The organism is Arthrobacter sp. UYCu723 (assembly GCF_054059215.1).
Window position 1 is genome coordinate 1,665,228 of sequence record NZ_JBSSBW010000001.1, and the last position, 25,947, is coordinate 1,691,174.

General features: G+C 65.3%; 28 protein-coding genes and 3 pseudogenes. 8 read left to right on the top strand and 23 right to left on the bottom strand.

Translation table 11 applies throughout. The annotated features are described in order from the left end of the window. Window positions 1-23: 23 nt before the first annotated feature. Window positions 24-248 (bottom strand): helix-turn-helix domain-containing protein, encoded by a 225-nt coding sequence (locus ACVWZ8_RS07755; RefSeq protein ID WP_456504297.1) that lies wholly within the window; start codon window positions 246-248, stop codon window positions 24-26. 231 nt (window positions 249-479) lie between these two features. Here ACVWZ8_RS07755 and ACVWZ8_RS07760 point away from each other — a divergent pair, with 231 nt between their 5' ends. Together ACVWZ8_RS07760 and ACVWZ8_RS07765 are read left to right on the top strand one after the other, a co-directional pair. Further along, window positions 480-707 carry a helix-turn-helix domain-containing protein gene (locus tag ACVWZ8_RS07760; protein WP_426975370.1) on the top strand — a complete coding sequence of 76 codons (228 nt, stop codon included), beginning with the start codon at window positions 480-482 and terminating at the stop codon, window positions 705-707. After that, window positions 700-2,004 carry a type II toxin-antitoxin system HipA family toxin gene (locus ACVWZ8_RS07765; RefSeq protein WP_456504298.1) on the top strand — a complete coding sequence of 435 codons (1,305 nt, stop codon included), beginning with the start codon at window positions 700-702 and terminating at the stop codon, window positions 2,002-2,004. The genes ACVWZ8_RS07760 and ACVWZ8_RS07765 overlap by 8 nt, the downstream gene beginning before the upstream one ends. Before the next feature lie 168 nt (window positions 2,005-2,172). Here the strand turns inward: ACVWZ8_RS07765 and ACVWZ8_RS07770 are convergent. From ACVWZ8_RS07770 to ACVWZ8_RS07780, 3 genes and pseudogenes are all read right to left on the bottom strand, one after another. Further along, window positions 2,173-2,283, bottom strand: a pseudogene (locus tag ACVWZ8_RS07770) (ISAzo13-like element transposase-related protein); the annotation flags it as partial. A 33-nt stretch (window positions 2,284-2,316) separates the two neighbouring features. After that, the gene (locus tag ACVWZ8_RS07775) at window positions 2,317-2,481 is read right to left on the bottom strand and encodes a type I restriction-modification system subunit M N-terminal domain-containing protein (protein WP_456505918.1); all 165 of its coding nucleotides are present in this window, start codon (window positions 2,479-2,481) and stop codon (window positions 2,317-2,319) included. Between the two features lie 73 nt (window positions 2,482-2,554). Then, window positions 2,555-2,935, bottom strand: coding sequence for a VOC family protein (locus tag ACVWZ8_RS07780; RefSeq protein ID WP_426975368.1), 381 nt, complete (start codon window positions 2,933-2,935; stop codon window positions 2,555-2,557). A gap of 147 nt (window positions 2,936-3,082) precedes the next feature. Between ACVWZ8_RS07780 and ACVWZ8_RS07785 the strand changes: the two genes are divergently transcribed. Continuing rightward, entirely contained in the window at window positions 3,083-3,733 is a 651-nt protein-coding gene (locus ACVWZ8_RS07785) for a hypothetical protein (RefSeq protein ID WP_456504299.1), read from the top strand. Further along, the gene (locus ACVWZ8_RS07790) at window positions 3,730-4,368 is read left to right on the top strand and encodes an NADPH-dependent F420 reductase (RefSeq protein ID WP_456504300.1); all 639 of its coding nucleotides are present in this window, start codon (window positions 3,730-3,732) and stop codon (window positions 4,366-4,368) included. The genes ACVWZ8_RS07785 and ACVWZ8_RS07790 overlap by 4 nt, the downstream gene beginning before the upstream one ends. Window positions 4,369-4,394: 26 nt before the next feature. Here the strand turns inward: ACVWZ8_RS07790 and ACVWZ8_RS07795 are convergent, their stop codons facing one another. Together ACVWZ8_RS07795 and ACVWZ8_RS07800 are read right to left on the bottom strand one after the other, a co-directional pair. After that, entirely contained in the window at window positions 4,395-5,921 is a 1,527-nt protein-coding gene (locus ACVWZ8_RS07795; protein ID WP_456504301.1) for an APC family permease, read from the bottom strand. A 120-nt stretch (window positions 5,922-6,041) separates the two neighbouring features. Continuing rightward, entirely contained in the window at window positions 6,042-7,490 is a 1,449-nt protein-coding gene (locus ACVWZ8_RS07800; protein ID WP_456504302.1) for a flavin monoamine oxidase family protein, read from the bottom strand. A 197-nt stretch (window positions 7,491-7,687) separates the two neighbouring features. Between ACVWZ8_RS07800 and ACVWZ8_RS07805 the strand changes: the two genes are divergently transcribed. Continuing rightward, on the top strand, window positions 7,688-8,377 hold the full coding sequence (locus tag ACVWZ8_RS07805; RefSeq protein ID WP_426975363.1) for a TetR/AcrR family transcriptional regulator: 690 nt from the start codon (window positions 7,688-7,690) through the stop codon (window positions 8,375-8,377). A gap of 63 nt (window positions 8,378-8,440) precedes the next feature. Here ACVWZ8_RS07805 and ACVWZ8_RS07810 read toward each other — a convergent pair whose 3' ends face one another. From ACVWZ8_RS07810 to ACVWZ8_RS07825, 4 genes and pseudogenes are all read right to left on the bottom strand, one after another. After that, window positions 8,441-9,217 (bottom strand): SDR family NAD(P)-dependent oxidoreductase, encoded by a 777-nt coding sequence (locus ACVWZ8_RS07810; protein ID WP_426975361.1) that lies wholly within the window; start codon window positions 9,215-9,217, stop codon window positions 8,441-8,443. 26 nt (window positions 9,218-9,243) lie between these two features. Next, a complete protein-coding gene (locus ACVWZ8_RS07815; RefSeq protein WP_456504303.1) occupies window positions 9,244-10,623 on the bottom strand; it encodes an MFS transporter in 1,380 nt (459 codons plus the stop codon). Window positions 10,624-10,777: 154 nt separating this feature from the next. Beyond that, window positions 10,778-11,194: pseudogene (locus ACVWZ8_RS07820) on the bottom strand (3-hydroxyacyl-CoA dehydrogenase family protein); the annotation flags it as partial. A 134-nt stretch (window positions 11,195-11,328) separates the two neighbouring features. Next, window positions 11,329-11,757: a hypothetical protein gene (locus ACVWZ8_RS07825; RefSeq protein ID WP_456504304.1), complete on the bottom strand. Its 429-nt coding sequence runs from the start codon at window positions 11,755-11,757 to the stop codon at window positions 11,329-11,331. Between the two features lie 511 nt (window positions 11,758-12,268). Between ACVWZ8_RS07825 and ACVWZ8_RS07830 the strand changes: the two genes are divergently transcribed. Next, window positions 12,269-12,472: a cold-shock protein gene (locus ACVWZ8_RS07830; protein ID WP_427005514.1), complete on the top strand. Its 204-nt coding sequence runs from the start codon at window positions 12,269-12,271 to the stop codon at window positions 12,470-12,472. A 183-nt stretch (window positions 12,473-12,655) separates the two neighbouring features. Here the strand turns inward: ACVWZ8_RS07830 and ACVWZ8_RS07835 are convergent, their stop codons facing one another. Together ACVWZ8_RS07835 and ACVWZ8_RS07840 are read right to left on the bottom strand one after the other, a co-directional pair. After that, window positions 12,656-12,958: a LapA family protein gene (locus ACVWZ8_RS07835; RefSeq protein ID WP_456504305.1), complete on the bottom strand. Its 303-nt coding sequence runs from the start codon at window positions 12,956-12,958 to the stop codon at window positions 12,656-12,658. Window positions 12,959-13,392: 434 nt separating this feature from the next. Further along, on the bottom strand, window positions 13,393-13,671 hold the full coding sequence (locus tag ACVWZ8_RS07840) for a DUF3040 domain-containing protein (protein ID WP_456504306.1): 279 nt from the start codon (window positions 13,669-13,671) through the stop codon (window positions 13,393-13,395). 955 nt (window positions 13,672-14,626) lie between these two features. Here ACVWZ8_RS07840 and ACVWZ8_RS07845 point away from each other — a divergent pair. After that, a complete protein-coding gene (locus tag ACVWZ8_RS07845; RefSeq protein WP_456504307.1) occupies window positions 14,627-15,094 on the top strand; it encodes a hypothetical protein in 468 nt (155 codons plus the stop codon). A 704-nt stretch (window positions 15,095-15,798) separates the two neighbouring features. Here ACVWZ8_RS07845 and ACVWZ8_RS07850 read toward each other — a convergent pair. The 5 genes from ACVWZ8_RS07850 to ACVWZ8_RS07870 form a co-directional block, all read right to left on the bottom strand. Next, on the bottom strand, window positions 15,799-15,990 hold the full coding sequence (locus ACVWZ8_RS07850; RefSeq protein ID WP_456505919.1) for a DUF427 domain-containing protein: 192 nt from the start codon (window positions 15,988-15,990) through the stop codon (window positions 15,799-15,801). Continuing rightward, a complete protein-coding gene (locus ACVWZ8_RS07855) occupies window positions 15,900-16,100 on the bottom strand; it encodes a DUF427 domain-containing protein (RefSeq protein ID WP_456504308.1) in 201 nt (66 codons plus the stop codon). The genes ACVWZ8_RS07850 and ACVWZ8_RS07855 overlap by 91 nt, the downstream gene beginning before the upstream one ends. Before the next feature lie 27 nt (window positions 16,101-16,127). Further along, complete coding sequence (locus ACVWZ8_RS07860) at window positions 16,128-16,679, bottom strand: Crp/Fnr family transcriptional regulator (RefSeq protein WP_456504309.1); 552 nt, start codon at window positions 16,677-16,679, stop codon at window positions 16,128-16,130. A gap of 20 nt (window positions 16,680-16,699) precedes the next feature. Further along, the gene (locus tag ACVWZ8_RS07865) at window positions 16,700-16,972 is read right to left on the bottom strand and encodes a universal stress protein (RefSeq protein WP_456504310.1); all 273 of its coding nucleotides are present in this window, start codon (window positions 16,970-16,972) and stop codon (window positions 16,700-16,702) included. A 419-nt stretch (window positions 16,973-17,391) separates the two neighbouring features. Further along, a complete protein-coding gene (locus ACVWZ8_RS07870; RefSeq protein WP_456504311.1) occupies window positions 17,392-17,772 on the bottom strand; it encodes a helix-turn-helix domain-containing protein in 381 nt (126 codons plus the stop codon). A gap of 172 nt (window positions 17,773-17,944) precedes the next feature. On the opposite strand from ACVWZ8_RS07870, the gene ACVWZ8_RS07875 reads away from it, so the two are divergent. Next, window positions 17,945-19,468 (top strand): SulP family inorganic anion transporter, encoded by a 1,524-nt coding sequence (locus ACVWZ8_RS07875; protein WP_456504312.1) that lies wholly within the window; start codon window positions 17,945-17,947, stop codon window positions 19,466-19,468. A 221-nt stretch (window positions 19,469-19,689) separates the two neighbouring features. Here the strand turns inward: ACVWZ8_RS07875 and ACVWZ8_RS07880 are convergent, their stop codons facing one another. From ACVWZ8_RS07880 to ACVWZ8_RS07905, 6 genes and pseudogenes are all read right to left on the bottom strand, one after another. Continuing rightward, window positions 19,690-20,073 carry a hypothetical protein gene (locus tag ACVWZ8_RS07880; protein ID WP_456504313.1) on the bottom strand — a complete coding sequence of 128 codons (384 nt, stop codon included), beginning with the start codon at window positions 20,071-20,073 and terminating at the stop codon, window positions 19,690-19,692. A 189-nt stretch (window positions 20,074-20,262) separates the two neighbouring features. After that, entirely contained in the window at window positions 20,263-21,552 is a 1,290-nt protein-coding gene (locus ACVWZ8_RS07885; RefSeq protein ID WP_456504281.1) for an ArsB/NhaD family transporter, read from the bottom strand. Then, window positions 21,549-22,037, bottom strand: coding sequence for a hypothetical protein (locus tag ACVWZ8_RS07890; RefSeq protein ID WP_456504314.1), 489 nt, complete (start codon window positions 22,035-22,037; stop codon window positions 21,549-21,551). Before ACVWZ8_RS07890 ends, ACVWZ8_RS07885 begins: the two co-directional genes overlap by 4 nt. Before the next feature lie 397 nt (window positions 22,038-22,434). Beyond that, entirely contained in the window at window positions 22,435-23,541 is a 1,107-nt protein-coding gene (locus ACVWZ8_RS07895) for an FAD-dependent monooxygenase (protein ID WP_456504315.1), read from the bottom strand. A 515-nt stretch (window positions 23,542-24,056) separates the two neighbouring features. After that, window positions 24,057-24,332, bottom strand: a pseudogene (locus tag ACVWZ8_RS07900) (four-helix bundle copper-binding protein); the annotation flags it as partial. Window positions 24,333-24,478: 146 nt separating this feature from the next. Further along, entirely contained in the window at window positions 24,479-25,885 is a 1,407-nt protein-coding gene (locus tag ACVWZ8_RS07905) for an IS1380 family transposase (protein ID WP_456503408.1), read from the bottom strand. Window positions 25,886-25,947: the final 62 nt, after the last annotated feature.

The window sequence follows — 25,947 nt, forward strand, 5'->3', positions numbered from 1 at the left end:
GACGTCGAGTGCGCGGGTACTACTTACCACCGGACGTTGCCGGTCTCACGGTTGCGTATGGCCAGCTCGAACCCCAGGGCATGGAAGACGTCCATGAATTTGGACGTCTCCACGGTGGCCTTACCGGACTCGAGATCGATGACGAAGGTCCGCGAAACGTTTGCACGGCGGCCCAGTTTTGCCTGTGACCAGCCTCGCTCCTCACGGAGTTCGCGGACCCAGGGTCCAGCCTCACGGACTGTATACATTTCGCCTCCTGTCGGCGTACGGCGACATTTCAAAATGTTGCCGTACGCCTACTTTGGCATTTGTTGGCGTACGGCGACAGGCTCAGCCGGAATCATTGACGTGGGTGCTTCAGAGCAGCAAACCCGGTCCTTCACGGCTGGGCGGTCATTACCTATTCGTAATGGCAATGGTACGATTACGAATAGGTAATAGCCGGAGGCTTATTACCTCTAGCTCATCAAGGAGGCACTGTGCACGGCGTTATGAAGTCAATGTCCGACCTGGGTCTGATGGTCTACGGCATCCGGACCCGCAACGGGCTCTCCCAGACGGATCTGGCCAAACGGCTCGACGTCAGCCAGCGATACCTGTCCGAGCTGGAGACCGGCAAGCCCAAAGTCCTCAACGACAAGTTCTTCGCTGTCATGGATAAGCTCGGCATCGAGCTGGCCTTCCGTGAGGGCACCGACCGTGGCTGAGGCCCTGGACGTCCACCTCTACGGCACCGTCATCGGGCAGATGGTCCGCTCCGGCCCGGACGCCGTCACCTTCGAGACCTCCGCCGCGGCCATGGACCGTTTCGGCGTCGGCTCCCGGATCCTGTCCAGGAACCTGCCGCTTGGGCCCCGCCCCTCCTCCCCGGCGGCGGCGACCGCCTTCTTCGGCGGGCTCCTGCCCGAAGGCACCGGGCTGACCAACCTGGCCAAACAGGCCGGCGCCGCCGCCAATGACGTCTTCGCCCTGGTCGGCTACGCCGGTCGCGACGTCGCAGGTGCCATCCGTATCGGCGGAGCCCCCGACGAACCCGTGGAACGCTATGAGCCGCTCACCGATGCCCAGGTCGCCGAGCGGCTGGACCGCATCAACGACTACAACCTCGGCGTCATCGGTGGCGGCGGCTCCCTGGCCGGCTACCAGCCCAAGACAACCCTCGCGCTCCTTGACGGGACCTGGCACGCCGGCATCGACGGCGCGGCGTCCACCCACATCATCAAGCCGGTCGGTGCCGGGGCCGAGCCGGCCCTGTACGCCGAGGCGTACTGCCTGGATCTTTCCCGGCGCTGCGGGCTGACCAGCTATGCCTCCACTACCCGGCGCTTCGGGGAGCGGCTCGTCCTCGTCATCGAACGCTTCGACCGAACGGTCCAGCCCGACGGCACGGTGGAACGGATCCACCAGGAAGACGCCGCTCAGGCCCTCGGCCTGCCCTGGCGCACCGACAGCAAGTTCGAAGGCGTCAACCCGGCCGCGAACCTGCGCAACGTCGCCGCCCTGCTGCCCCGCCGCCGCAGCATCCTCGGCACCGGGACCGATGACAGGGAGGCGCTGCTCGCATACACGGCCTTCAACACCGCCATCGGCAACACCGACGCGCACGCGAAGAATTTCTCCACCCTCCACCACCCCGGCGGCGGAATCACTTTGGCCCCGCTGTACGACGTCTCCGCCCACACCCTGGCCGTCGGCGGGAATCTGAACGTGTCCATGCGGATCGCGGGGAAGGCCTACCAGCCCGACATCACCCGGGATGATCTCCTTGCCGAGGGCACGTCCTGGGGCGTGGAGCCCGGCATCGCTCTCCGGGTCGTCAACGACACGCTCGAGCAGCTGCGCTACGCCGTCGAAGATGCCGACCAGGGGCAGGCCAGCAGCCGGCTGCCGCTCTACATAGCCAACCAGGCACGGAACCTGCTCGACGGGCGCCGGGCCGCGGTCAGTGCTGAACCGCCGTCGCTGGCCGTGCTGGCGCAGGTCCCACCCATGCCTCCGCGCTGACCGGAGACCGCCATCGGGCCCGCCTGAACAAGGCCGTCTGCTCGCAAAACGTGACCCTCTCAGCCACGCAGAAGGCGATCGCCCACAACTGGGTCACCGTTGAAAAAGACCTCGGGCTCTAAGAGCCTGTGATGATTTTACTCAGCGTGGCTCGGGCGGGTCGTTTTGGATGGTCTCGACGATGACTTCTTGGCCGGTCAAGGGGCGACCGCGCAAGTTCATGGAGATGTGGGAGAACAGACGGTGTTCAATCTTGTTCCACTTGCTGGTCCCCGGTGGGAGGGATTCCGTCCGGCTGGGTTTCCTCGGACATCAGAGTGGCTGGCCCAGCATGTTGGCCTTCTTCTCCTGCCGCGTGTGGCGCTCGTCAAGCCTCTTGAGGAAGAGCAGATACGTGATCTGCTCGATGATCTCCAGCGGGTTGGAGATGCCGCCGCTCCAGAACGCATTCCAGACCTTGTCGACTTGGGACTTTATTCACCGGTAATCACAGATCGAGCTTAGTGGGCAGGGCCGACGTCGCGCGCCGGGTCCCCAGCTGATGAACCAGTCAGTCCTGGTGCAGCTGGACGAAGTTGCCGCAGCCGTCGTCCATCACAGCGGACGTGCCACCGGGGCCATCGCTCGGTTCGCCCTGGAACATCACGCCCTTGGCCGTGAGCCGCTGGTATTCGGCCCGGACGTCCGGAACGCCCAGCACGATCGCGGGCATCCCGGCGTCGTGCAGCCCGTTCATGTATGCCGCTCCGATCGGATTGTCGCTGGGTTCCAGCAGCAGTCCGACCGTGCCGCCGTCGGTCCCGGGGTCCTTGACGATGTAGAGGTTCTGCTCCGGCATGGCCATGAGGCTCTCGAAACCCAGGATCCCGGTGTAGAACTCGTGCGCCGCGGCGGGATCCTTGACGTGAATACTGCACATTTTCAGTCGCATGGGCCCTAGGCTACGCCGGGACACCCCCGTGTGTGAACCTGCCGAGCACCGGACCGCCACGGACCATTGACGCCCCGCCCGCCAGGGACTCCAATTGAATCAGCGGAACTGCGCCCGCCCCGGGCAGCTTCCCTGGAGGTGTTTGGAATGCCGGCTCTCTTCGAAACCAACCTGCTCCCGGCCTGGCAACTGCTTGCGCTGGCCGCCGTCGTCGTCGCTGCGGTGGCAGGCTCTGTTTATCTGGCCCGAAAGCATCTGGCCTCCGACGCCGGGCTGCCGGATGCGGTGTTCTGGGACGGCTTCGCCGGGCTCGCCGTGGTGGCACCAGCCGTGATTGTTCCGTCCCTTGCCTCGCCGTGGGCCGGGCTGATGCTCGGACTTCTTGCCGCGGGCACCGCCGGGGCCGCCTACCGGTGGACGCCGCGGCTGTTCAGCTGGCAGGAAGCCCGGCGGTCCGTCCGGGAAACCCTTGAGGCCAACGAAGCAGCCGCCGCCCGGCACCGCAGCGCCCTCGCCCGCTGGCAGCGCTACGAACTGGACCCCGGTTACTGCATCGACTACCCCGGCATGAGCGACCCGGCCCGGCCGGAGACGGCAGCCCTCATCCGGGCGATGAAGGCGGCCGAGCAGCTGCGCGGCGGAAACGATGCCCGTTACGGCCCGGCCGTCGACCGGCTTGAGCGTGCCTTGGCCGAAGCGGAGCGCGCGGCCGGCGCACCCGCCTACTCCGCCCCCTCCTTCTCCAACCCCGGCTTCTTCCCCAACACCCGGCACTTTTCAGCGGAGGGAACACGATGACAGACATGACCATCATCGGCAGCGGCAACATGGCAAGCGCCATCGGAACACGCGCCGTGGCCGCCGGACGTGCGGTCCAGATCCTGGACCGCACGCCGGAGAACGCCGCCAAGCTCGCTGCTGAACTTGGCGGCGGCACTACCTCCGGCGGGTTGAACGAAATGCCGGACGGAGACCTTGTGGTGCTTGCCCTTTACTTCGGTCCGGCCAAGGAAGTCGCCACCCACTACGGCGACACCCTGAGCGGCAAGATTGTGATCGAAATCAGCAATCCCATTAACACGGACACCTTTGACTCGCTGGTCGTCGCCCCGGGCTCCTCCGCTGCCGAGGAAATCGCCGCCCTGCTGCCCGGTGCCACCGTGGTGAAGGCGTTCAACACCACGTTCGCCGGGCCCCTGGCGGCGGGCAGGACCAGTGGCCAGCAGCTGGACGTCTTCATCGCTTCCGACTCCGAGGAAGCCCGCAATGAGGTCGCGGCGTTCGCCGCTGCGGCGGGTTTGCGGCCGCTCCAGGTCGGCGGACTGCACCACGCCCGGGAGCTGGAAGGCTTCGAGCTGCTAGTAATGGGACTGCAACTCAACCCCGCCTATGAGAGCTTCAACTGGGGCACCGGATTGAAGATCATCGACTGAGCCGTCCGCGCGGGCGGACTTCCGGGTCAGTTTCCCTTGGCGAGGACCTGCCCCTTGAAGAACTCGGGCCGGATCTTGTACATGACCAGCATGAGCACTACGCCCAGCAGGATCACCCCCATACCGAGGATGAAGACGAGGCCCAGGCCGCCGACGGATGAACCGGAACCGTACTCCGGATCCATCGAGTCGTAGGCGGTCTTGAAGAACATCACCAGCAGGATGATGCCGCCCACGAGGGGCGAGAGGAACTTGAAGAAGAACGCCCGCGCGCCGCTGAACGCCTCGGCCCGGAAGAACCAGACGCAGGCCAGGGCGGTGATGCCGTAGTAGAAGCAGATCATCATGCCCAGGGCGGTGATGGTGTCCCAGAGTGCGTTCTCGGAGGTGGTCCGGGTGATGACGTAAAAGGCTGCGGCGGCAACGGCAGCCGCAACCGTGGCGTAGCTCGGGGACTTGTAGCGCGGGCTGACCTTGCCGAACTTGTGCGGCAGCGCCTTGTAGTGGCCCATGGCGAGCAGCGTCCGGGCCGGAGAAACAAAGGTGGACTGCAGGGACGCGGCCGAGCTGCTGAGGATGGCCAGGGACATCAGGATGGCGAACGGCCCCATGACCGGGCCGGCGAGGACGGCGAAGATGCTGCCCTGGTTCTCCGGGTTTCCGGCCCCGAGCCCTTCTTCACCGATGCCCGCGAAGGCCAGGGTGGAGAGCGCGACGGTCATGTAGGTGACCACGATGACCAGCACGGTGACGGTGGCGGCGCGGCCCGGCGTCTTCTCCGGGTTCCGGGTTTCCTCGTTCATGGTCAGGGTGACGTCCCAGCCCCAGTAAATGAAGATGGACAGCGAGACGCCGGCGGCGAAGGAGGAGAAGGATCCGACCGCGAACGGGTTGAACCAGTCCGGGGAGATGGCGGTGGCGTCGAAGGCCGTGCCGTTGGCGACGTGGCTGAAGGCGGCGACGGCGAACCAGCCCAGCACCAGGAGCTGGAAGGCGACCAGGACGTACTGAACGCCCTTGGTGGTTTCCATGCCGCGGTAGGAGATCCAGCAGGCCAGCGCTATGAACACCAGCGTCGTGGCGATGTTCAGCGGCAGGTTGATGGTGAGGTCAGCCAGTTCCGGGTTCCCGAACAGCTGCGCCAGCATGAGGTAGAAGAAGTCCACCGCCACGGCTGCCAGGTTGGACAGCACGATGATGGTTGCCGCGATCAGGCCCCAGCCGCCCATCCAGCCGATCCACGGACCGAAGGCCCGGGACGCCCAGGTGAAGGAGGTTCCGGCGTCGGGCATTGCATTGTTCAGCTCGCGGTAGCCGAAGGCCACAAGCAGCATGGGGACGAAACCCACGAGGAAGATCGCCGGGAGCTGGACCCCGACTTCGGACACGGTGGGGCCCAGCGCCGCCGTCAGGGTGTAGGCGGGAGCGATGCAGGATACGCCGATGACGACGGCGCCGATCAGCCCCACCGATCCGGCCTTGAGTCCCTTGGCGCTCAGCCCTTTGTGCTGTTCGTGCTGCGAGGTCTGGGACGCCGCGTGTTCGGTGGTCATTTCTGTGCCTCTCCGGAGGTGTCATTCGACGTTGAATGGGTCGGGTGCCGGAGCCGATGGTCGCTGGGGACAACGATCATCGGCTCCGGCAGGGCGCGCCGGATTCGGGCGGCCGGATTTCTAGGGCGTGACGGACGCACGGTCCGCGGCGGTGACGATCCGTGCCGCGGTCCGGCGTCCCATCCGCACCGCGCCGTCGACATGCTGGTAGCCCTCGGCGGCGAGATCGGAGGAGGACCAGTAGATCGGCCCCACGGGTGCGTGCTGGTCCTTGCCGTAGCGGTGCAGGCCGCCCAGGTCGTAGCTGGAGGCGTAGGCTCCGCGCGTCCACTCCTCGGATCCCCAGTCCGACTCGTAGTAGACCTCGGGCTCGAGGGCCTTCGGGCCGAGGAATCCGGCGATCGATTCAAGGACGGCGCGGCGGCGGTCCTCCGCGGTGAGCTCGAACACGGCGTCGGCTTTTTCATCCGAGATGAAGCCGACCAGGGTGCCGCGCGGGTCCTCATGGTTGGTGTTGTCGTAGACCTCCTGGACCAGCGCGTCCGCGCCGAAGCAGGTTCCGGAGAGGCCGTCCTCCCGCCAGAACGGCGTGCTGTAGACGGCGTGGACCTTGATGACCAGCCCGAGCGACTGGTGCTGGTGCATCTGGTGCTGGCGGCGCGGCAGCGGCGGGTTGAAGGAAACTCGGGAGTACAGGTTCGGCGGCACGGCCATGATCACGAAGCGCGCGTTCACCGTGGCCCGTTCGGAAACGGCGGTCACCCGGTAGCTGTTTCCGGCACCGTTCCCGCCGGTACCGTTTCCGCCGGCGCCGTCTCCTCCACCGTTTCCTCCTGTGGAGGATGGCTCCCAGGTGATCGTGCGCACCGGACTGCCGAGGACGACGTCGTCGCCCAGTTCGGCTGCCTGCAGCAGGGACACCTGCTGCATGCCGCCGATGACCCGCTTGTCGAGGATGAAGTCCTCGTCGGTGAGGTGCGTGAACGATCCGGCGGAAGCCGCCATCAGCACGGCCTGCAGCGCGGAGAAGGCGTGGGCGGGCTTGGTCAGCATGCCGCCGGCGATGAAGAGGCCGATGTTGTTGCAGGCTTCCTCGTCGGAGGAGTTTTGCCGCAGCCAGTGGTGGAAGGAGATGGTGTCCAGCTGACGGGCCTTGGGGTGGGCCCAGGGTTCGGTGGGGCCGATTTCCGCCGCGAGCGTGTCCAGCAGCCTGGTGAGCTTGTCCATTTCCGCGGCGGTGGTCCCGCTGACCGGGAAGGTGTCCCCCGTGTACTTGGTGCGCTTGCCGTCAGCGCCGATGTAGACGGACTGGCCTTCGCGGTAGCGGGAGTAGGTCTTCAGGCCGAGCTCCTCAAGCAGCGCGAGCAGCTCAGTCTGGTCCGGGGAAACCCACTGGCCGCCGATTTCGAGCATGGCGCCGTCAATGGTGTCAGTCCAGGTCCGGCCGCCGACACGGTCCCGCGCCTCCAGTACGGCCACACTCAGGCCGGCTTTCTTCAGTTCGCGGGCGGCCGTGAGCCCCGCGGGGCCGGCTCCGACGATGATGACGTCGCGGTCAAGTTCCAGCATGATGTCCTCTCTGCGGCCGCTACAGTGATGCGGCCCACTAAATGAATGCCGTTCATTTAGTGTCGACTATAGACCCTTCTTCCGTGCCGGGGAAGAGTTCAGGGAAATAATTACGCTGGCGGAAACGAGCCGCAGTGAGGGCACAATGGAGTCACGCCCTGAACATCACCCGCACACCGCCAGCAGAAAGGCCCGGAATGCCGGCAGCCACCAGCGCCCCCGCAGACCCCCACCGTCCCGACGCCAAACCGCGCCGCCGGGCGGGCCGGCCTGCCGCTGCCGTCCTTGACCAGGCCGGCATCACCTCGGCAGCCCTCCAGCTGATCGGAAAAAGCGGCTACGACGGCTTCACCATGGCCGCCCTCGCGCGGACGCTGAACGTGGCGCCGTCGGCGCTATATAACCACGTCTCCTCCAAACGGGACGTGCTGGTCCTCGTCCAGGACCACCTGACCTCGTTCGTGGATGTCTCGGCCTTCGAGGCTGAGCCCTGGGACCAGGCCGTGCGGGACTGGGCCTGGAGTTACCGCGAGGTGTTCTCCAAACACACGCCGCTGATCCCCGTCATTGCCGTGCTGCCCGTGACCGATGCGCCGAAAACGCTGGCCATGTACGAGGCCGTCAGCGCCGGTTTCAACCGTGCGGGTTTCCCGGAGGAGCGCATCGTCTCGGCGATTGTGGCACTGGAGTCCTTCATCTTCGGATCCGCCTATGACGTCACGGCGCCGGCGGACATCTTCGATTCCGGCAGCATGGCCGAGTCGACGCCATACTTCACTTCCGCCGTCGACCGGTTGGCGGAGCAGGGCGATGAAAGGCCGGCCGATGTCGCCTTCAGCCTGGGACTCGAGGCGCTGATCGCCGGATTCGGGGCGATGCGGGCGTAGCGGCCGTCGGGGCACGGGGGGCGTAGCGGGAGATCCATCTGTTCGGCGCCGGATTCACAGCGGTCAGGAAATCTGCAGTCCTCCGTTGATGTCATAGGTCGCGCCCGTGATGAAGCCGGCGTCCCCGTTCATCAGGAACACCATCAGCGCGGCGATGTCCCGCACGGTTCCCACCCGGCCCACAAGGATGTCGGCTGACATGGCGGCCTTGCGCTCATCCGTCAGCGTTCCACCCATGATGTCGGTGTCCACGGGGCCGGGAGCCACACAGTTGACGGTGATTCCGTGCTGGCCCATTTCCCGGGCCAGAGCCCGTGTGAAGCCGATGATGGCAGCCTTGGAGGCGCTGTAAGCCACCTTGGAGTAGGTGCCGCCGCCGCGCTGGGCGGAGATGGACGAGACGCTCACGATCCTGCCGAGCTTGCGCTCGATCATCCCCCTGAGCACCCGCTGGGTGACCAGGAACGTGCCGGTCATGTTGATCTTGAACACCCGCTCCCATGCCTCGAGCGTCTCGTCCATGAACTCCGTGGGTGAGCTGATGCCTGCCAGGTTGGCCAGGCCAACGATCGCCGGCAGTGTGGATTCGACATCGTCGATGGCGGCGTTGACGGCTGCCGGGTCGGAGACGTCCGCTCCCACCCCGATCGCCCGGACGCCGTAGATGGCGGTGATTTCCTCCGCCGCCTTCCGTGCCGCGTCGCCGTCGATATCCAGAATCGCAACCGCCCAGCCTCCGCTGGCGAGCATTTCGGCCGTCGCCCGGCCGATGCCGCGCGGAGAGGCGGCGCCGGTCAGCACCGCGGTTCGCTCAGCCGGGAAAGCTTCTTGCTGGGTCATGTCCCTTAGCCCCCGTCGCCTCGTGATCAGTTCTTGATGTCGAAGTCGTCGGCAGCTACAGCTTCCTCACCCACCGCGGCTCGCGTACCCGGCTTCACATGCCCCTCCGGGCGCTTGCGTGCGTAGAGATACGTGGCGACGGCCGTGATTCCGAGGCAGGCTGCCAGGAACACGAGGCCGGTACGATTGTCTCCCGTGGCGTCATTGAGCAGCCCCACGGCGTAGGGAGCCACGAAGCCGCCCAGGTTACCGAGCGAATTCACCATGGCCAGCCCGGCTGCCGCCGCAGCGCCCACCAGGGCCGTCGAGGGCATGGCCAGGAACGGGGCAATGGCGGAGTAGATACCCATGGCCGCCAGCGTCAGGGCCAACAGTGCCAGGATCGCGTTGACCTGTACCAGGAAGCCGGCGGCCAGGAGGCCGATGGCGGCCATGACCATGCTGATGCTCGCATGCTTGACCCGGTTACCGGTACGGTCCGAGCGCCGGCCCCAGAAGTACACGAAAACAGCCGCGATCGTGTAAGGGATGGCAACGATGAACCCGACTTGCGTGGTACTGAATTTGCCGAGTGCGGAAACGATGGTCGGCATCCACAGGCCGAGGCCATAGATACCGCAGACCAGCCCGAAGTACAGCGCTGAGTAGGCGATGGTCCGCGGGTCCTTGAGGCCGGCCAGGAAGTGGTGCGGCTGGCCCTTCTGCTTGTGGGCAAGCTCCGCGTCCATGGTCCTGGTCAGCCATTCGCGCTCATCGTCGGCCAGCCAACGCGCATGGCTGGGGCGGTCGGTCATCAGGATCGGGGTCAGTAGCCCGAGGAGAATGGCCGGGATGCCTTCAATGATGTAGAGCCACTGCCAGCCGTGCAGGCCCATGACGCCTTCCATCTGCAGCAGCAGGCCTGAAACCGGGGCGCCGAGGGCGTTGGAGACGGGCTGGGCGAGGATGAAGATGCCCAGCACCGTGACGCGCTGAGCGGCCGGGAACCACAACGTCAGGAAGAACAGGATGGCCGGGAAGAACCCAGCCTCGGCCGCGCCCAGCAGGAACCGGACGATGTAGAAGGTGGTCTCGCCGTTCACCAGCGCCATGGCCGTGGCGAAAATGCCCCATGAGATGAGAATGCGGGCGATCCATTTGCGGGCGCCGAACCTGTACATCCCGGCGTTGCTCGGGATTTCCAGCAGCGCGTAGCCGAGGAAGAAGGTGCCTGCGCCGAGGCCATATGCCGATGCACTCAGGCCGATGTCCTGACTCATGGTCAGCTTCGCGAAACCGACATTGTTCCGGTCCAGGTACGCAACAAAGTAGAGCAGAACGATCAGCGGCATGAGGCGGTTGCGCACCCTGCGCAGTGTCCGCTGGCCCAGCTCGTCGAGATGATTCGCAGGATTCATGGAGGTCATCGTGCACCTCGGGGTGAGAAACGAGCCCCGCCGGGGTTCCGCAGCGGAACACTTAAGGTTTACCACTCTGCAACGTGATAGTCACCACACTTGGGAAGCAGAGGTGCCCAGCCGCGGCTTCGTCCAGCACCTTGCCGACGGCCCGGTGCTCGGCTCAGTTAATGGGCGCCGGACCGAGCTCTTCGAGGAGCTTCTGTATGGCCACGTAGGCCTTATTGCGGTAGGCGACCAGCTCGGGGGTGCGCTCGGCCGGGACGTTGAGGAAGCCGCCGCCGGTCTTGGTGCCCAGCTTGCCGGCCTCCACCAGGTCGGTGAGGATCTTCGGGGTGGCGAAGCGCTCCGGGAAATCCGTCTGCAGGGACTTGTAGCAGAAGTTGTAGACATCCAGGCCGGCCATGTCGGCGATCGCGAACGGCCCGAAGAACGGCAGCCGGAAGCCGAAGGTGGTGCGGACCAGCGTGTCCACGTCTTCCGCCGTCGCGATGCCCTGCTCCACGAGCTGGGCGGCCTCGTGGAAGAGCGCGTACTGGAGCCGGTTCAGCACGAAGCCGGTGACGTCCTTGACCACGGCGCGTCGCCCGCGCCGCTGTACTGTTGCGTCGGCACATTCACGCGTTCATAAGGAATCTCAATGATGTTGTCAACGGATGTTGGCGCGCCTGTGGGGTGTCCCGGCCGGTGGTGGCCGGGACGCCGAAGGTGCTTCTAGTCCGCCCAGCCCAAGTAGGGCTTCCGGTCCAGGTCCGGCAGTCCGGCGGCGGTGGCGGGCAGGTTGTCCGGGCCGTCGGACTGGCCCGAGGCCCAGTGGAAGAACACCTCGGCGGTGACCGCTGCGAAGCAGGCGCCCTGGGACCGGAACCAGTAGGTGGAGGTGTCGCCCTCGACGTAGGTTCCGTAGCCGAACAGTTCCCCATGCCCGTCACGGGTGCGGGCGACGGCGAAGATGATGTAGGGCCAGGATCCGGCGTCCCAGCCCTCGCTGCCCCAGTTCGGCAGCACCGACCAGGCGGTGCCCTCGAGGGTGTCCATCCAGTCGTACCCGTCTCCTGCCCGGTCATCGGCGGGAAGGACCGGGACCGTCACCGGTTCAGCGGTGTCGGTCGTGACCGTGCGGGTCATGGCTTCTGTGATCATGAGGTGATGCTCCATTTCGCTCGGGCCGGGCGGGTGCCTGACGTACCGGCTCCCCTCTCCCCACCATCTTTTTGCCTGCTGGCGGAGCATCGCGTAGCTGTGCCCGACGGAGCCGGCGCAACCCGAAGGGCAAGCTGCTGATGGATTGTGTGAGGAAATAAGCGAAGCGCCGAGCACAGGCCCTCGGCTGCGCTGCCGTCCGCAGCACGGTTGAGCCGGTGGAGCGGGCACGTACGATCCGCAGGGCAGCAGCAAAAAAGAAATAGGGGAAACGCGTGTGCTGCCCGAGCGCAGCGAGGCCCTTCCGTTGGTGAGGCAGTACGCCGGCGAGGCTTGGGATGAGGCGTCGAGTCCGTACAGACCGGTCATGCGGCGGTCCAGGGCTTCGGTCCAGGGCTTCCCTGGCGGGACGCTTGCACCTGCCGGGCCGGCACCGTACGTTGGGGGCAGCGGAGAAGGGTCTCCGCGGCCAGTGAGGACCGAGATGACAGAGAATATGGGGAAGACAGATATGGCAACTGGAACAGTGAAATGGTTCAACTCTGAAAAAGGCTTCGGGTTCATCGCCAATGATGATGGCTCGGCCGATGTGTTCGCCCATTATTCGGCGATCGCCAGCAGCGGCTACCGTTCATTGGAAGAGAACCAGAAAGTCCAGTTTGATCTGGCCCAGGGCCCGAAGGGACCGCAGGCGGAGAACATTCGCCCGCTCTAAGACTTAACTTGTGGGTGCGGTCGGCCAGCCGGCCGCACGGCTGATGGCCCCGCGTCCACCGCTTCCCGGATCGTAGAGGGACCGGGCGCCGCCTTGTGGACGAAGACGTTGCCGGAGTCATCAGCCGGTCTGCCCGTGGCGGGCACCTCCGGATCCGGGCCGGACTCTGCAGCGTCGCCGCGACTAGTTCGGTGGACCCCCCGGTCGGGGTGTGGGTTCGGTTCGGCTGGTTGTGGCGGGTCCCGGCGGGGCCGACGGCTGGTCGGGCGGGTGGCGGCGTTGGCTTCTTAGCTGAAGGATCCGCGCTGCCCCGGCGATCGCGACCAGGATCCCGCCCGCTACTGCTGCGATGAACAGCGCCATGCCCAGGGAAAGCTCGCCGGCGACGCCAAGATAGTGCACTGTCACGCGATCCTGGTTCTGCAGGATGAATATGATGAGCAACACCAGAAGGATCAGCCCGGCGCTGACGGCAACCCAGATCATCCCGGCCCGCGTCACATCCGCGGACCCGGGTTGGCCCGGGGACGGTTTCCGGGGAGGGCGTTTCGGCTTCGAGGGCGCAGGCTTATTCACCGGACGTTGGGCGGGGTGCGGCCACGTTGATGGCCTCGGCGTTGGATCAGCAGCCACGTTTTTTCATCCCCTAATACGGGAGCAATCCGTCCGTGCCGAACGGATACATCACAGAGTACTCCTCCAGTAATCCTGTGTCCCCTGCCCGGTCCCGCCCAGCGGCACGCCCGGTGCGGGACTGTGACTGCCATGACTCGCTGCCCGGCCGGAACACCAGATCCGCAGGGTGAACGAGCCGGATGTTCGGCGCGACGGACGTGGCTGTGGCCGGTACCCAGGATGAATCCGGCGGACGGTGGTCTGCAGGCCGGATGCTACAAAGTCGCGCGGCCAGGTCCAAGCTGCTACCCGGACTCATGGCGGGAACGAAAGCCGTTGAGGAACCAGTGAGCGCCTGCAACCATCATGAGGAATCCGATGGCGCCCATGATCGTGAGCTGCGTGATGATCCCCGCGATGACCAGCGCGAAGCCGGCCAACGCGGCCAGAAGACCGTAGACAGTGTGGGCAGCCATGCCGCGGGGTAGTCCGGACTTCAATTCGAGGTCCAGGTCCGGGTCCGTCGCGGCCAGGTCCTGTTCGAGCTTTTCAAGGCGACGACGCTCTTCATCCGACAGCGGCATGGGAACCTCCTCCCCCGAAAAACGGGCCGGAGCCCAGAGGCAGAGGCCCGCCCGGCACACGACGTGCCTTGCGTTCATTATCTGCCCGATACCGGACACTATCCACAGGCGCTCCCACTGGGAGGCGGCTGGGCTCCCGAAAAGGCTCCAGGTGCGAAGAACACTGCACCGGAGTCCCCGGGTACTCGCCAGCATGATTGCTGTCCGCGTAGGCTAAAGCCTGTATGTATGGCACGTGTCACAGAAGCCAGGAGTGAATCCCTCCCCTGACCAGAGCCCGGAACGCAGCGTCCCCGGACTCGAAGAGAAAGACCGGCGCCCGGCTCATTCCGCGTCCAGGAGGATAACGATGACAGGTACATTCGAGCTCTTCACCGATGAGGACATGCGTTTCAGGTTCCGGCTGAGGGCCCCGACGGGACCGTGATGGCACTCGCCAGATCATTCCCCCGACAAGGCCACCGCGGTCGCCGGCCTCACCGCCGAAGGCGTGGCGGGTAGAGAGCACACACACAAGCCCGGCATCGACCGTGAGGACGTTCAATGCGATCCATAATCAGGTCCACGATGTCCGGCAATTCAATGAACCCCGTGTGGATTCGAGCATCCGCCGGACCTGTTTATCGGCCCCGGAGGGACCGGAGCACCATCGCTAAAGTCACCGCCGTCATCACGCCCCCGAACGACCTCATGGTTCTCCACGTCATCGGAGCCCGGCGAAAACTCGACCTCGCAGAAAGGGAACAGACGAGTGAATGATACGTCGACGGCCAAGGGCGGCCAGGAGTGCTGAAACCTATCCTGAGTTTTCCGGAAGCGGCGAGGCGCTCCGTCGGCAGGGCAGCGAACACCTTTTCAGGGTCCACGCCGTAAGGAAGAGAAAGTAGTCACGGACGGGGACGTGACCGGGTTCCCGCTCGACGCTTGCTCTTCCAGCGATGAAAGGCAGGCTACTGTGTCCTCTTCACACGTTCCCGCGCATCATCCCCATCCCTGGTCCACGCTGGGCCGCCGGATCCTGGCCGGAGTGATCGGCGGCCTCGCCGGCGGGATCGTGTTCGGCTTCCTGATGGCGCAGATGGGCATGTTCCCCATGATCGCGTCCATGGTTGGCTCCGACTCCGCCGGATCCGGGGTTATCATCCATTTGATGATCTCGGTCGCGGTCGGTCTGGGACTGACGGTCCTCTTCGCGGGCAAGTTCCTCACCAGTTACGGCAAAGGCGCCGTCACAGGGCTGGTTTACGGGGTCCTGTGGTGGGTCGTTTGGTGGGGCGTGGGCGGGTTGCTGATCACGCCCCTAATGCTGGGCGTGTCCGTGTTCACTCTGGAATTCATGGCTGCGATGACCCTGGTGGGTCACTTGATGTACGGGGCTGTCCTGGGTCTGACGGCAGTGCGAGTGCTCAAGGGGCGTGCATGAACTTTGAGGATCACGGGGCCGCGACCTTGCCTTGATAGCAGGGGGTAACAGACAGACCTGGTCGCCGCACGAGAGGGAGGCCGACCTGTTCCCGGACCCTTCAGCTGCCTGCACGGGGTGAACCTGTTCGCCGACCACGGCCTCTCCGCAGCCCGGGTGAAGATGGCAATCATAAAGAAAATTTGACCGCTGTTTCGAGCCTGGGAACCCGGTGTTTGGAGGACTCAATCGTGGGTTTCCGTGCGTAGCGGTCGGGGCATGCACACCGGATGAGCCGGGCCGCCGTGTTCAGCGGATACCCGCGCCACCGTGCGTGCAGTACCCAGTCGGATGCCCGGATCTGAGCCCAGCGGCAAAAGCACTGTCTGTACGGGGCTGGGACGGGCGGCTCCGGTCGACGGCGTCCCGTACCATGGCCGCCCTTGCTCCGACGGTTTAGGCTCTGTCCATGACCGAATTTGAGGTAGAGCAGTCGTGGTGGGAAAAGTTGTCCGGGCGAACCCGGGCAAGGCTCCTGGCAGATCCGACAGGACCGGTTCCGGCGGAGTTGGTATCTGAGGTTGTGGCGGCCGGAGGACTGGTAACCGGCACGGACTGGGCCGGAACCCAGGACCAAGCAAAGGGGTTCGTGCTACCGGAGAGCTTTCGGGCCTTTCTCCAAAAACTCGCTCCCGGATAACCCAGGATCTGACCCCGACTCTAGGTTATCCGTCCCGCGCCCGGAAGGCGGTGAAGCAGACGGTCAGGGGCGTTGGCCGCTGACGATCACCCCCTGTGCCGGGGGCGAAGGCCACGTGGCCTTTGATCATCCGGGCCAGGGGTGTGGGCCGCGGGTAGGACCAAGCCGCGTTCGATGCCCGCTGTGACGTGGGTGGTCGCGGGCGATGCCTTTCCAGAAACACAGCGTCCGGACCCAGCTGTCCTCCAGCGCGCCGGGCACTCTGGATTCCGGGGGGAAGTAGTGGTTGCCTTCCAAATACACGGTCTGCTCTGAGCCGGCGACCACCTGCCCGTGAAACCAACGTGGCGGTGATCATGAGGAGCTCCGGGCCAGTTTTTGCAGGATGTCGCGGTCCTGGATCACGATGCGCCCGCGGCCCTGCCGAATAGCCTTCCTGGCCGTGAGCTCACCCATGATCTTGCTGGTGGCCTCCCGGGAGGCACCCAGGAGACCGGCGAGCTGTTCGTGCGTCAGGCGGATGGTCCGGGCCTGCCCGAAACGCGGCGCCCCCGCGGCATCACCGAGTTTGAGCAGGGTGGACGCCACCTGCGCGGCCAGCGGCCGCAGCGCCAGGTCGGTCAGGCGCTCTTCGAGGCGGACGACCTGTTCTCCCAGAAGCCGGGAGATGCGGATCGCGATACGGGGATCGGAGAGCAGGAACCGTTCGACCTCATCCACGCTGAGCTGGCAGATGGCCGAGTCTTCGATGGCCTCGGCGTAGTTGTCATACATCCGCTGCCCCACGAGCATCATCTCCCCGAAAACCGCGCCCGGTTCCAGGATGGCCATCGTCAGGGCCTTGCCGTCCTCGGCGACCCGAAAAATACGCACCCGCCCCGACTTGAGGATGAACAGGGCCTTCACGGGCTGGCTCTGGCTGAACACTATTTCCCCGCGGCGGAACAACCGGGCCGGTGCATGCCCTCAGCAGCGACGGCGTTCAGTGCGTCGGCCTGGACACGTTCAGCGGCGTGAAAGGAGTCGTTACTGCCGCTGTCTTCTATCGTTGATGGCACAGGAGGATAGTGCCAGGCGGTAATGAGGCGGACCCTTCCGTGGCGCACGCGAGCTTCGTCCACGGCCCAGTGAAGGGCCGCCAGCGACTGTTCGGAACCGTCGACACCGACCACGATCAGGAATGTAGCGGTAGCGTCCATTCGTCTGTCCTCGCACATCTTCTGTCCCCTGGCCTTGGCCAGTGCCAGTCTGTGCCCGACGGGGGGAGCGGTCAAGGCACTATTCAGCGCTGCACCCCTATGGGCCGCATCGGAAGCGGGTTCATTCGATGCCGCCGGACCGGGGTCCCGACAGCTAGACGTTCAGGGGCGTCCTCACCGTGCAGCTTCACGGTGCCAGGCATCGCCGGGATCATGGCTGCCCCGGCAGGGATCCGGGCCGGGGGAGGGTGAAGTTCCGGGGATGGCGTCACGCACTCATGTGGTCCACCTATCCGGACTCGGAGTAAACCCTTGGCCGTATAGTCTTGATCCGGCTCTTCCACCGCTCTCCAGGACCGGCCCGACGGTGAGTGCGTGCCGCGAAGAGGAGTCGATCACGGCCCGGCACGCACGATTATTCAGGGCCGGCCGCTAAGCCTTTGAATGAACTTGTCAGCCTGGGCCAGGTTCCGGGCCATCTTGGCCCGTTGATGCACGGCCTTGTCCAGGAATTCCGCCAGCGGGCCGGATCCCTCGGAGACTGCGCTGTCCGGGGTTGCCAGGATGCCAAGGATGTCAGCCATTTCCTCCAGCGAGAAGCCCAGGGGCTTCATCTGTTTAATGACCATGAGGCGTTCGAAATCGTCCTCCGTGTACACCCTGAAGCCGCCGCCGGTCCGGGCCGTGGCGGGGAGCAGCCCGACTTCGTCGTAGTGCCGGATCGTCCGCAGGGACAGCCCGGTCCTCTCGGCCAGTTCACCGATGTGCATGGTGTTGGTGCTGCTGGTCTTCGCCGTCATCAGTGCCTCCGTCCTGTTCTGATTTAAACACTACCATCACGTTAGGGTAGGGTTTAGCTGGTGGGGTGAGGCCTTCAAGACTAATTCCCCCTCTTTCCGGCGCGGCGTTGCGCCCCTCATTCATTAGCAAAACGAAGCCGCTCCCGCGCGCTGACCATGAACGGAGCCAGCAATGGCCGTAAAACCAGCCATGAATACCCCGGCATTCACCCCTGAACAGCTTCAATCCGTGCGGGAAACCCTGATGTCCCCGCGGAGGCTCAAAACCGAGGTCCTCGCCGGACTCGTCGTCGCGCTGGCCCTCATCCCGGAAGCCATCGCCTTCTCCATCATCGCCGGCGTCGACCCGCGGATCGGTCTGTTTGCGTCCTTCACGATGGCCGTCACGATTTCCTTCGTCGGCGGCCGCCCGGCCATGATTTCCGCCGCGACCGGCGCGATTGCCCTGGTCATTGCCCCGCTGGTGAAATCCCACGGCGTGGACTATTTCGTCGCCGCCGTCATCCTCGCCGGCATCTTCCAGATCATCCTCGGCCTGTCCGGGGTCGCAAAGCTCATGCGGTTCATTCCCCGATCAGTCATGGTCGGCTTTGTCAACGCCCTGGCCATCCTGATCTTTATGTCCCAGGTCCCTGAGTTGATCAGTGTTCCCTGGCTCGTCTACCCGCTCCTGGCCCTTGGCCTGGTGATCGTCTTCGGCCTCCCGAAGCTGACCAAGGCCGTTCCGGCCCCGCTGGTCGCCATCGTGGTCCTGACGCTGATCACTGTCCTGGCCGCCGTCGCTGTCCCCACCGTGGGAGACAAGGGGGACCTGCCCGATTCCCTGCCGACGCTGTTCATCCCCAATGTGCCGTTCAGCCTCGAAACCCTGCAGGTCATCTTCCCCTTCGCCCTGGCGATGGCGTTCGTCGGGCTCCTGGAGTCCCTGATGACCGCGAAGCTTGTCGATGATGTCACCGACACCCGCTCCCACAAGACTCGCGAGGCCTGGGGCCAGGGTGTCGCGAACATCGTGACCGGGTTCTTCGGCGGCATGGGCGGCTGCGCGATGATCGGCCAGACCATGATCAACGTCAAAGCCTCCGGCGCCCGGACCCGGATCTCCACCTTCCTCGCCGGCATCTTCCTGCTGATCCTGGTGGTGGCCCTGGGCGGCATCGTCTCGCTGATCCCGATGGCCGCACTGGTCGCCGTGATGATCTTTGTCTCCGTGGCCACGTTCGACTGGCACAGCATCCGCCCGCGGACCCTGAAAGCAATGCCGAAGAGCGAAACCATGGTCATGGTCGCCACCGTGATCGTCACCGTGGCCACCCACAACCTGGCCATCGGTGTCGGCGTCGGCGTGCTCGCGGCCATGGTGATGTTCGCCCGCCGCGTCGCGCACTTCGTCACGGTGAAGCGCAGCGTCACGACCAGCGGCGGCCACGAAACAGCCACCTACGTCGTGGACGGGGAACTGTTCTTCGCCTCCTCCAACGACCTCTACACCCAGTTCGAATACGCCCTGGACCCGCAGCACGTGGTCATCGACATGCACGCCTCCCACCTCTGGGATGCCTCCACCATCGCTGCCCTGGACGCTATCACGGAGAAGTACCACCACCACGGCAAGGACGTGAAGATTGTCGGCCTCAACGACGCCAGCATCCTCATGCGCGAACGCCTCGGAGGCAAGCTCGGCGCCGGCCACTGATCCGTCCAACGCAAGGCGAAGGCACTCTCCGGGTACCCGGAAGGTCCCTTCGTCGTGAGCTTCCTTTGAGTTCACCGGCCTCAGCGGTGTCTGCCGTCACACCACCGGCCCGTCGTTGCCGGTCAGGTGCCGGTCTGGTTCCGCTCCTTCCGGTTCAGCTCTGCCATCAGGGAACGATTAACGGCGTGGGCAGCCTCCAAGTCCGTGGACAGGGCTGTGAGCTAGTGCTGCAACTGATGCATCTGTTGGAGTGCTTCGCTAGCCTGCCGGGACAGGGCGGCGGTTTGGTCTGTCAGTTCCTGGACGTGGAGTAGTTGGGATTGGGCGTCCGTCCCGTCGATCTGGTCCCCGAGCAGTTCGGAAATGAGTTGGCGATGCTTGCGTATCTCGTGGCGGAGCCGCTGGTCTTCGTGGCGCAGGAGCTCGCGTTCGACGCTGAGCGAGCCGCCGGTTGAGTCCGTCGCCATGGGATGTACTCCGCTGGTCAGTCGGGCTTTGGCGTTCCTGACTTCGCGCATGAGCGGTTCCTGCCGGACGAGCCAAGGGCTAACGCTGGCGCGGCGGGCAACCTCCGCGACCGTGATGGGCACGCGGCTGCGTTCCATGGCCTGAATAGTTGCAAGCACAGCTGGTCGTTTGCTCTTGCTCTCTCTTTTCCGCTGCCGGACCATGGAGGAGGGACGCAACCTCGCATCACCGCGACAGGCGGACCTGTCCTTATTGGGCTGGCGATAATCATTGGCTATGCGGCCGCGGCCATAGTCATCCGCTAGACCATAGGAAACCCTGCGCCGTCAGAACAGGTAGTACCGCAGGAGCAGGTAGGGCACGCACAAACCTATGGTGACGGCGGTGACCACCAGCCCGTATTTGGTGAACGTCCAGAACGAGATGGGGTGGTCGTAGCGCTTCGCTATCCCGATGACGACGACGTTTGCACTGGCTCCCACTGCGGTGGCGTTGCCGCCGAGGTCCGCACCGAGAGCCAGTGCCCACCAGAGGGGCTTGGCTGCGGCGCCTCCTGCCTGCACAAGGTCATGGGTAATCGGAGCGAGTGTGGCCACGTAGGGGATGTTGTCAATGATGCCGGACGCGAAAGCCGAGCCTGTGAGCATTGCGACGGCGGCGACGTCGTAGTTGTCCCCGATGAGAGAAGCGGCGGCCGCTCCCACCGCGTCGATGACTCCAAGGTTGACCAGGGAACCGATCATGATGAACAGGCCCGCAAAGAACAGCAGCGTCTCCCATTCGACGTCCCCGAACACTTTTCGCGGTTCAAGCCGGGCGAGCAGGATGAGGAGGCCTGCGCCGAGCATCGCGACCAGGGACGGTGCGAGCCCCAGCACCGGCCGGGCAACGAAACCGATCAGCACCAGGCCCACCACCACGAGCGATTTGATCAACAATGACTTCTCCCCCAGCGCCTCCTTCTCGTTCAGGGCCATGACGCGCGCGGCACGGTCCGGATGGAAACGGAAGGCGGAGCGGAACATCCAGCGGCACAGTCCGATGAAGACGACGAGGAGCACCGCGACGATCGGCGCGAGGTTGATGATGAAGTCGTTGAAGGTCAGGCCCCCCCGGCTGGCGATGATGATGTTTGGCGGGTCGCCGATCAGCGTCGCCGTGCCTCCGATGTTGCTGGCCATCACCTCCGCGATCAGGAAGGGAACGGGCGGTGCCGCGAGCCGTTCACACACCAGGAGCGTGACGGGGGCGGTGAGCAGCACTGTGGTGACGTTGTCCAGAAGTGCCGAGAGCACGGCGGTGATGACCACCAGGATCACCATGATCCGGAACGGGTAGCCCCGGGCCTTCTTCGCCGCCCAGATCGCGAGGAACTCGAAGAGTCCCGTCTGCCGGAGGATGCCGACAATAATCATCATGGCCAGCAGCAGGAAGATGACATTCCAGTCGATCCCGCTCTCCGGCGAAAAAAACATTCCCGTGTCATTGGTGGCACCGATCAGCACCATTGCAGCTGCGCCGCCCAGCGCGGTGGTCATCCGCGGCAGTTTTTCGGTAGCGATCAGAACATACGCTGTGAGAAAGACACCGAGAGCAAGAATGACCTGGACCGTCACTGCTCCTCGCTCCGTGAGTCAGGGCCGCCGGCGCTGGCCAGGACGGCCTTGATGACGGCGGGAAGCGTGACAAACATCGGGGTGTCCGGGGGTGAGTCGCGGACCAGGGCAATCTGGGTGCGGGCATCCACCATGCGCGCCGCGATCTCGACCAGGGTCGCGTCGGACTCGATGGTCAGGATCTTGCGGACGGCGACGCCCTCATCGTCAAGCATCTCCCCGACGGTCCGCTCGGCAAGATGTTCCCACAACTCAGCGGCCCCGGCCTCGTCGAACACGGCCGCCAGCGACACATCATCGAGAAGGTAACCGGGCACCATGAGCCGCAGCACGTCCACGGCCGAGACTATGGCAGTGGGAACTCCCAGCTTGTTTGCAATAACCAGCCCCACCAAACCGCTGTCCGCGATCAGGCGCCCGGCTTCCACCGCATTGGTCTCGCGGCGCACAACGGGTAAAGCAACTTGCAGGTCGGCTGCGCGCACAGCGGCTCCTCATGCCTCCGAAGACAGAACGTAGTCCCATCCAACCACCGATTCCCTGCGCTTGGCAGGGGTTGTCTTCGTGTTCAGCGATCCGGCCATCTGCCGCATTCCATTGTTCTGTAGGCACAGCCCCTGGATGTGGTGTTGTCGCTGCCCTTCCAGAACTGCTCGCAGGCCGAACAGGGACTGCGCCGCCTGCTCAAGATGGGTGGCGCATGGCCGGATAACGACCCGGGAGCGGACGCCACGGCGCGGTTTCGGATGGTGAGGATCTCGCTTGTTGTAGCGGTTTCGCACCGGGGATTCGAGAGAGATTTCTGTGAGTTTCCGCAGCTCAACTGCCGTTCAGAACAGGACAGGTTCCGGGTTGTGACGGTCGAGGCTGGGGTTTCGGTGGTCAGCGAGGGAGTAGGCGGGCGGTGAGGTTGCGGGCGGTGAGGCCGGTTCGGGTCGCGGGGACGAGCAGCGCGGCGGCCAGGACGTGGCCGCGCTGGCGGGAGTTGGCCAGCTTGCGGTGGTGGGATTCGTAGCCGCGCAGCGCGGTGGTGGGGTCGTCGGGGGTGGTGGCCAGGGCTTCGGCGAGGGTGGTGGCCCCGGTCATCGCGAGGTTGGACCCGTCGCCGAACAACGATACGCAGGACGCGGCGTCGCCGAGCAGGGTTACCCGTCCCCTGGACCAGCTTGGCAGTCGGACTTGGCTGACGGAGTCGAAGTACAGGTCGTCGGCGCTGCGCACCTGCTCGCGCAGGTCGGGCAGTTCAGGCACCTGCCAGGTGTGCGCGGTGTAGGCGTCGAGAACGATCCGTTGCTGGGCCTGGATCTCGCGGTAGTCCAGGCCGGGTGGGCCTCGGAAGATGAACCCGGCCCCGGCGGTTCCGCAGACGGGATGGATGGTCAGCGACCGGCCCGGCTGGTTGTACATGACCACCGTTCCGAGGTCGGCTGCGGGGCGGCCGAGCGATAGCGTGGCGACGTACAGGCCGAGATGCCGGACGAAACCGGTTTCGGGGCCGAACACCAGGGCCCTCACCGTGGAGTGCAGTCCGTCGGCGCCGACCACCAGGTCGAACCGGCGCGGGGCCGCGCGCTCAAAGGTGACGTCGACGCCGCCGTCATCCGCCCGCAGGGCGGTGATCGAGTCCCCGAACAGGAACTCGGCATCGTCTCCCGCGGCCTCGCAAAGTATCGCCGCGAGGTCGGCCCGGGGTATCTCGACGTCGTCGCCGCGGGGCCGGCCGAGCCGCAGCGGGCCGACCCGACGCCCGGATGGGGTCACGAAGGTCAGGCCCGGCGCCTGGGTGGCGGCATCGCGCAGGCGCGGCAGGATGCCCATCCGGCGGGCCACCTCGGTGGCCCCGCAATGCACGTCCACCGGGCTGCCGCTGGAGCGCAATCCCTGGGCGCGTTCGACCACCGTCGGCTGGAAGCCGTGGCGGGCAAGCCAGTACGCCAGGGTCGGGCCGGCGATCCCTGCCCCGCAGACCAGCACCCTGCCTTGTCCCATACCGCCAGCCTAGTGTCCGCGGCGCTACGGTGCCCGGAGCCCTCATCCTGATCCGCGACCCCCAGCCGCATGGACAAACCCTTCACTTGCAGCCTCTCAGCGTGAGTAAACTCCAGGACCACGGCATCTCGCCACAAAGCTCCGCTTCCGGTCAATTACCCACACGAAAGACCGCCCTATCTCCAGAATTTTCACATGCCCGGGCACCCACGGATGGAGGACCTTTGAACAGGCCGGGAAGTTTGTCTCAGCCCCCGGCCTGCCGCCGGGTTGCGGACGGCCGGTGTCAGTCCTGTCTCCGGTCGAAACTGAAACCGCAGGCGCACCGGTAGGTGAGGAGGCCGCCGTCGTTCTTCTCCTCCGGCAATCCAACGGAGGGCGTCTGCCCTGGGGCGACCAACTGCATCACCTCCCCGCAGTGAGTGTGTGTGGCCAGCATCCGCCGCAGCAGCGGATCTACTGGGAGCCGCCCGGGTGCTGCTCTCTTTAGCTGTGCCATGGCCTGGCTCCCGTATTCAGCCCAGCGATGCGAGGAGATCGGCGCAGGCCTGCTCACAGCGACGGCAGGCTCCAGCGCACACCTCGCAGTGGCGGTGCATCGAGGCGTGTTGCCCGCATTCATCGGCGCAGGCCCTGCATGCGGTGCGGCAGGCTTGGAGCACCGCACGGGTGATATCAGCGTTGTGACCCGGATGGCGGGACAGGATCTTTCCGGTGGCCACGCAGATGTCGACGCAGTCGAGGTTGGTGCGGATGCATTTGGTTAGCTCGGCGACCATCTCTTCACTAAGCCTTGATCCACCGATCGGCAGCCGGTCCCGGGCGTAATTCCGGGCTGGCTGCGGTGAGGTGTTTGGGCATGGTGGATCATCCGGCCTCGCTGTCGGGGTGTTCCACTGGTGGTCCTGGTTGCGCCGTGTGGCTGGTTGGTGTGGGTTCAGGCCGGTTGTGGCGGCGGGTAGAGGTGCTCGAAGAGGCCCTGCCATGCTGTTTGCCAGGGCCAGGCTTCGGGGAGATGAAGCCGGATTTTCCGGGCGCTGGTGGCGATGCGGGCCGGGACGTGGATGAGTTTGCGGCGGATCGTGCCGGTCCGGGCCTTGCCGAAGGGGCCTGCGGCGAGGAGCCCGGCGGCGCGGGTGAGGTTATAGGCCATGACCGCGGCAACCAGCCAGGCGGAGTTCGCCGCGAAAACACCTGAGGGCATATGAGCCAGCGCACTGTCCTTCAGATCGGCGTTCACCTGCTCGATCTGAGCGTGTTTGCGGTGGGTTTGGTCCGCGGCGACAGTGTCCAGAACCTTGGCGTCCACGGTGGTGAAGAACGCGTGGTGCCGATGGGTTTCAAACAAGGTGGGTTGTCCGTCGCTGGCTTTCTTGTTCAGTTCCGGGATGCGGCGCACCACCAGCCGGCCGGTGACCTGCTCGGCCTTTTTCCGGGAGGAGAACGCGGTGAACACGGTTTCGGCGACCTCAGCCTTCGAGACCCAGGTGTTGGTGGTCTCGTCGAAGACCGCGTCGGTGTATTCGATCATTTCCCATGCCGTCTCCGGGATCCCGGCGATAGCCCGTTTGACGGCCGGGTCCATGCGCACGGTCACCGAGACCTCGGCCCCGCCGGCCAGCGCGGCGGAAACCGCTGCATGGCCATAGAAGGCCGAATCGAACCGGCAGAGCACCCGCCCGCGACTCTGCCCTCCGGTCTGGAGGCCTTTGAGCGTGGACAGGGCATCGGTGATCAGGCGTTTGGCTCCGCGGGCCGAGTTCGCCGCGCCCTTGCGCAGCCGCTGGGCCGCGATTACCGGGGCGGTGTCTTTGGTGGAGACCGTGGCCAGCAGGGCGTTCAGGCCGCGGACCCCGGAGTACCCGTAGCCGGAACCCTGCTTGGCGTAGCCGTGGACCTCGATGATCGTGTCGTCAACATCGACGAACACGAAGTCCTCCGCCCCGGGGCTCCCGAGCAGCGGGGCCCGGGTCCCCAGGCCGGCCAGGAAACGGGAGGCGACAGCGTCCAGTTGGCGCACGTGCCCGAACGTGAAGGACCGCAGGAACGAGCCCAGGGTCGAGGGCGCGTAGCAGGCGGTGAAGAGCCGCTTCATCCCGCCGTGGCGCAACAGGGTCATGTCATCAATCGAGTCTGCCCCGGCGACCATCCCGGCGACCAGGGAAGCGACTTTCAGCCCGGCGTTCGCGCCCTTATCCGTCGGCACCGTCAGCCAGTCCTGGGCGAGCTCGTGCAGCCCGGCGTCCCGGGCCAGCGTCATGACCGGCAGCAGCCCGGCAGCCGACACGAGATTGGGCTCGTCAAAGGAAACCGACACCGCGGATGGTTTGTGGGAAACTTGCATCTACGAGATGGCCTCTTTTCGGTGAAAAATGAGTTCTAGACAAACTTCATTTTCCTTGAAAA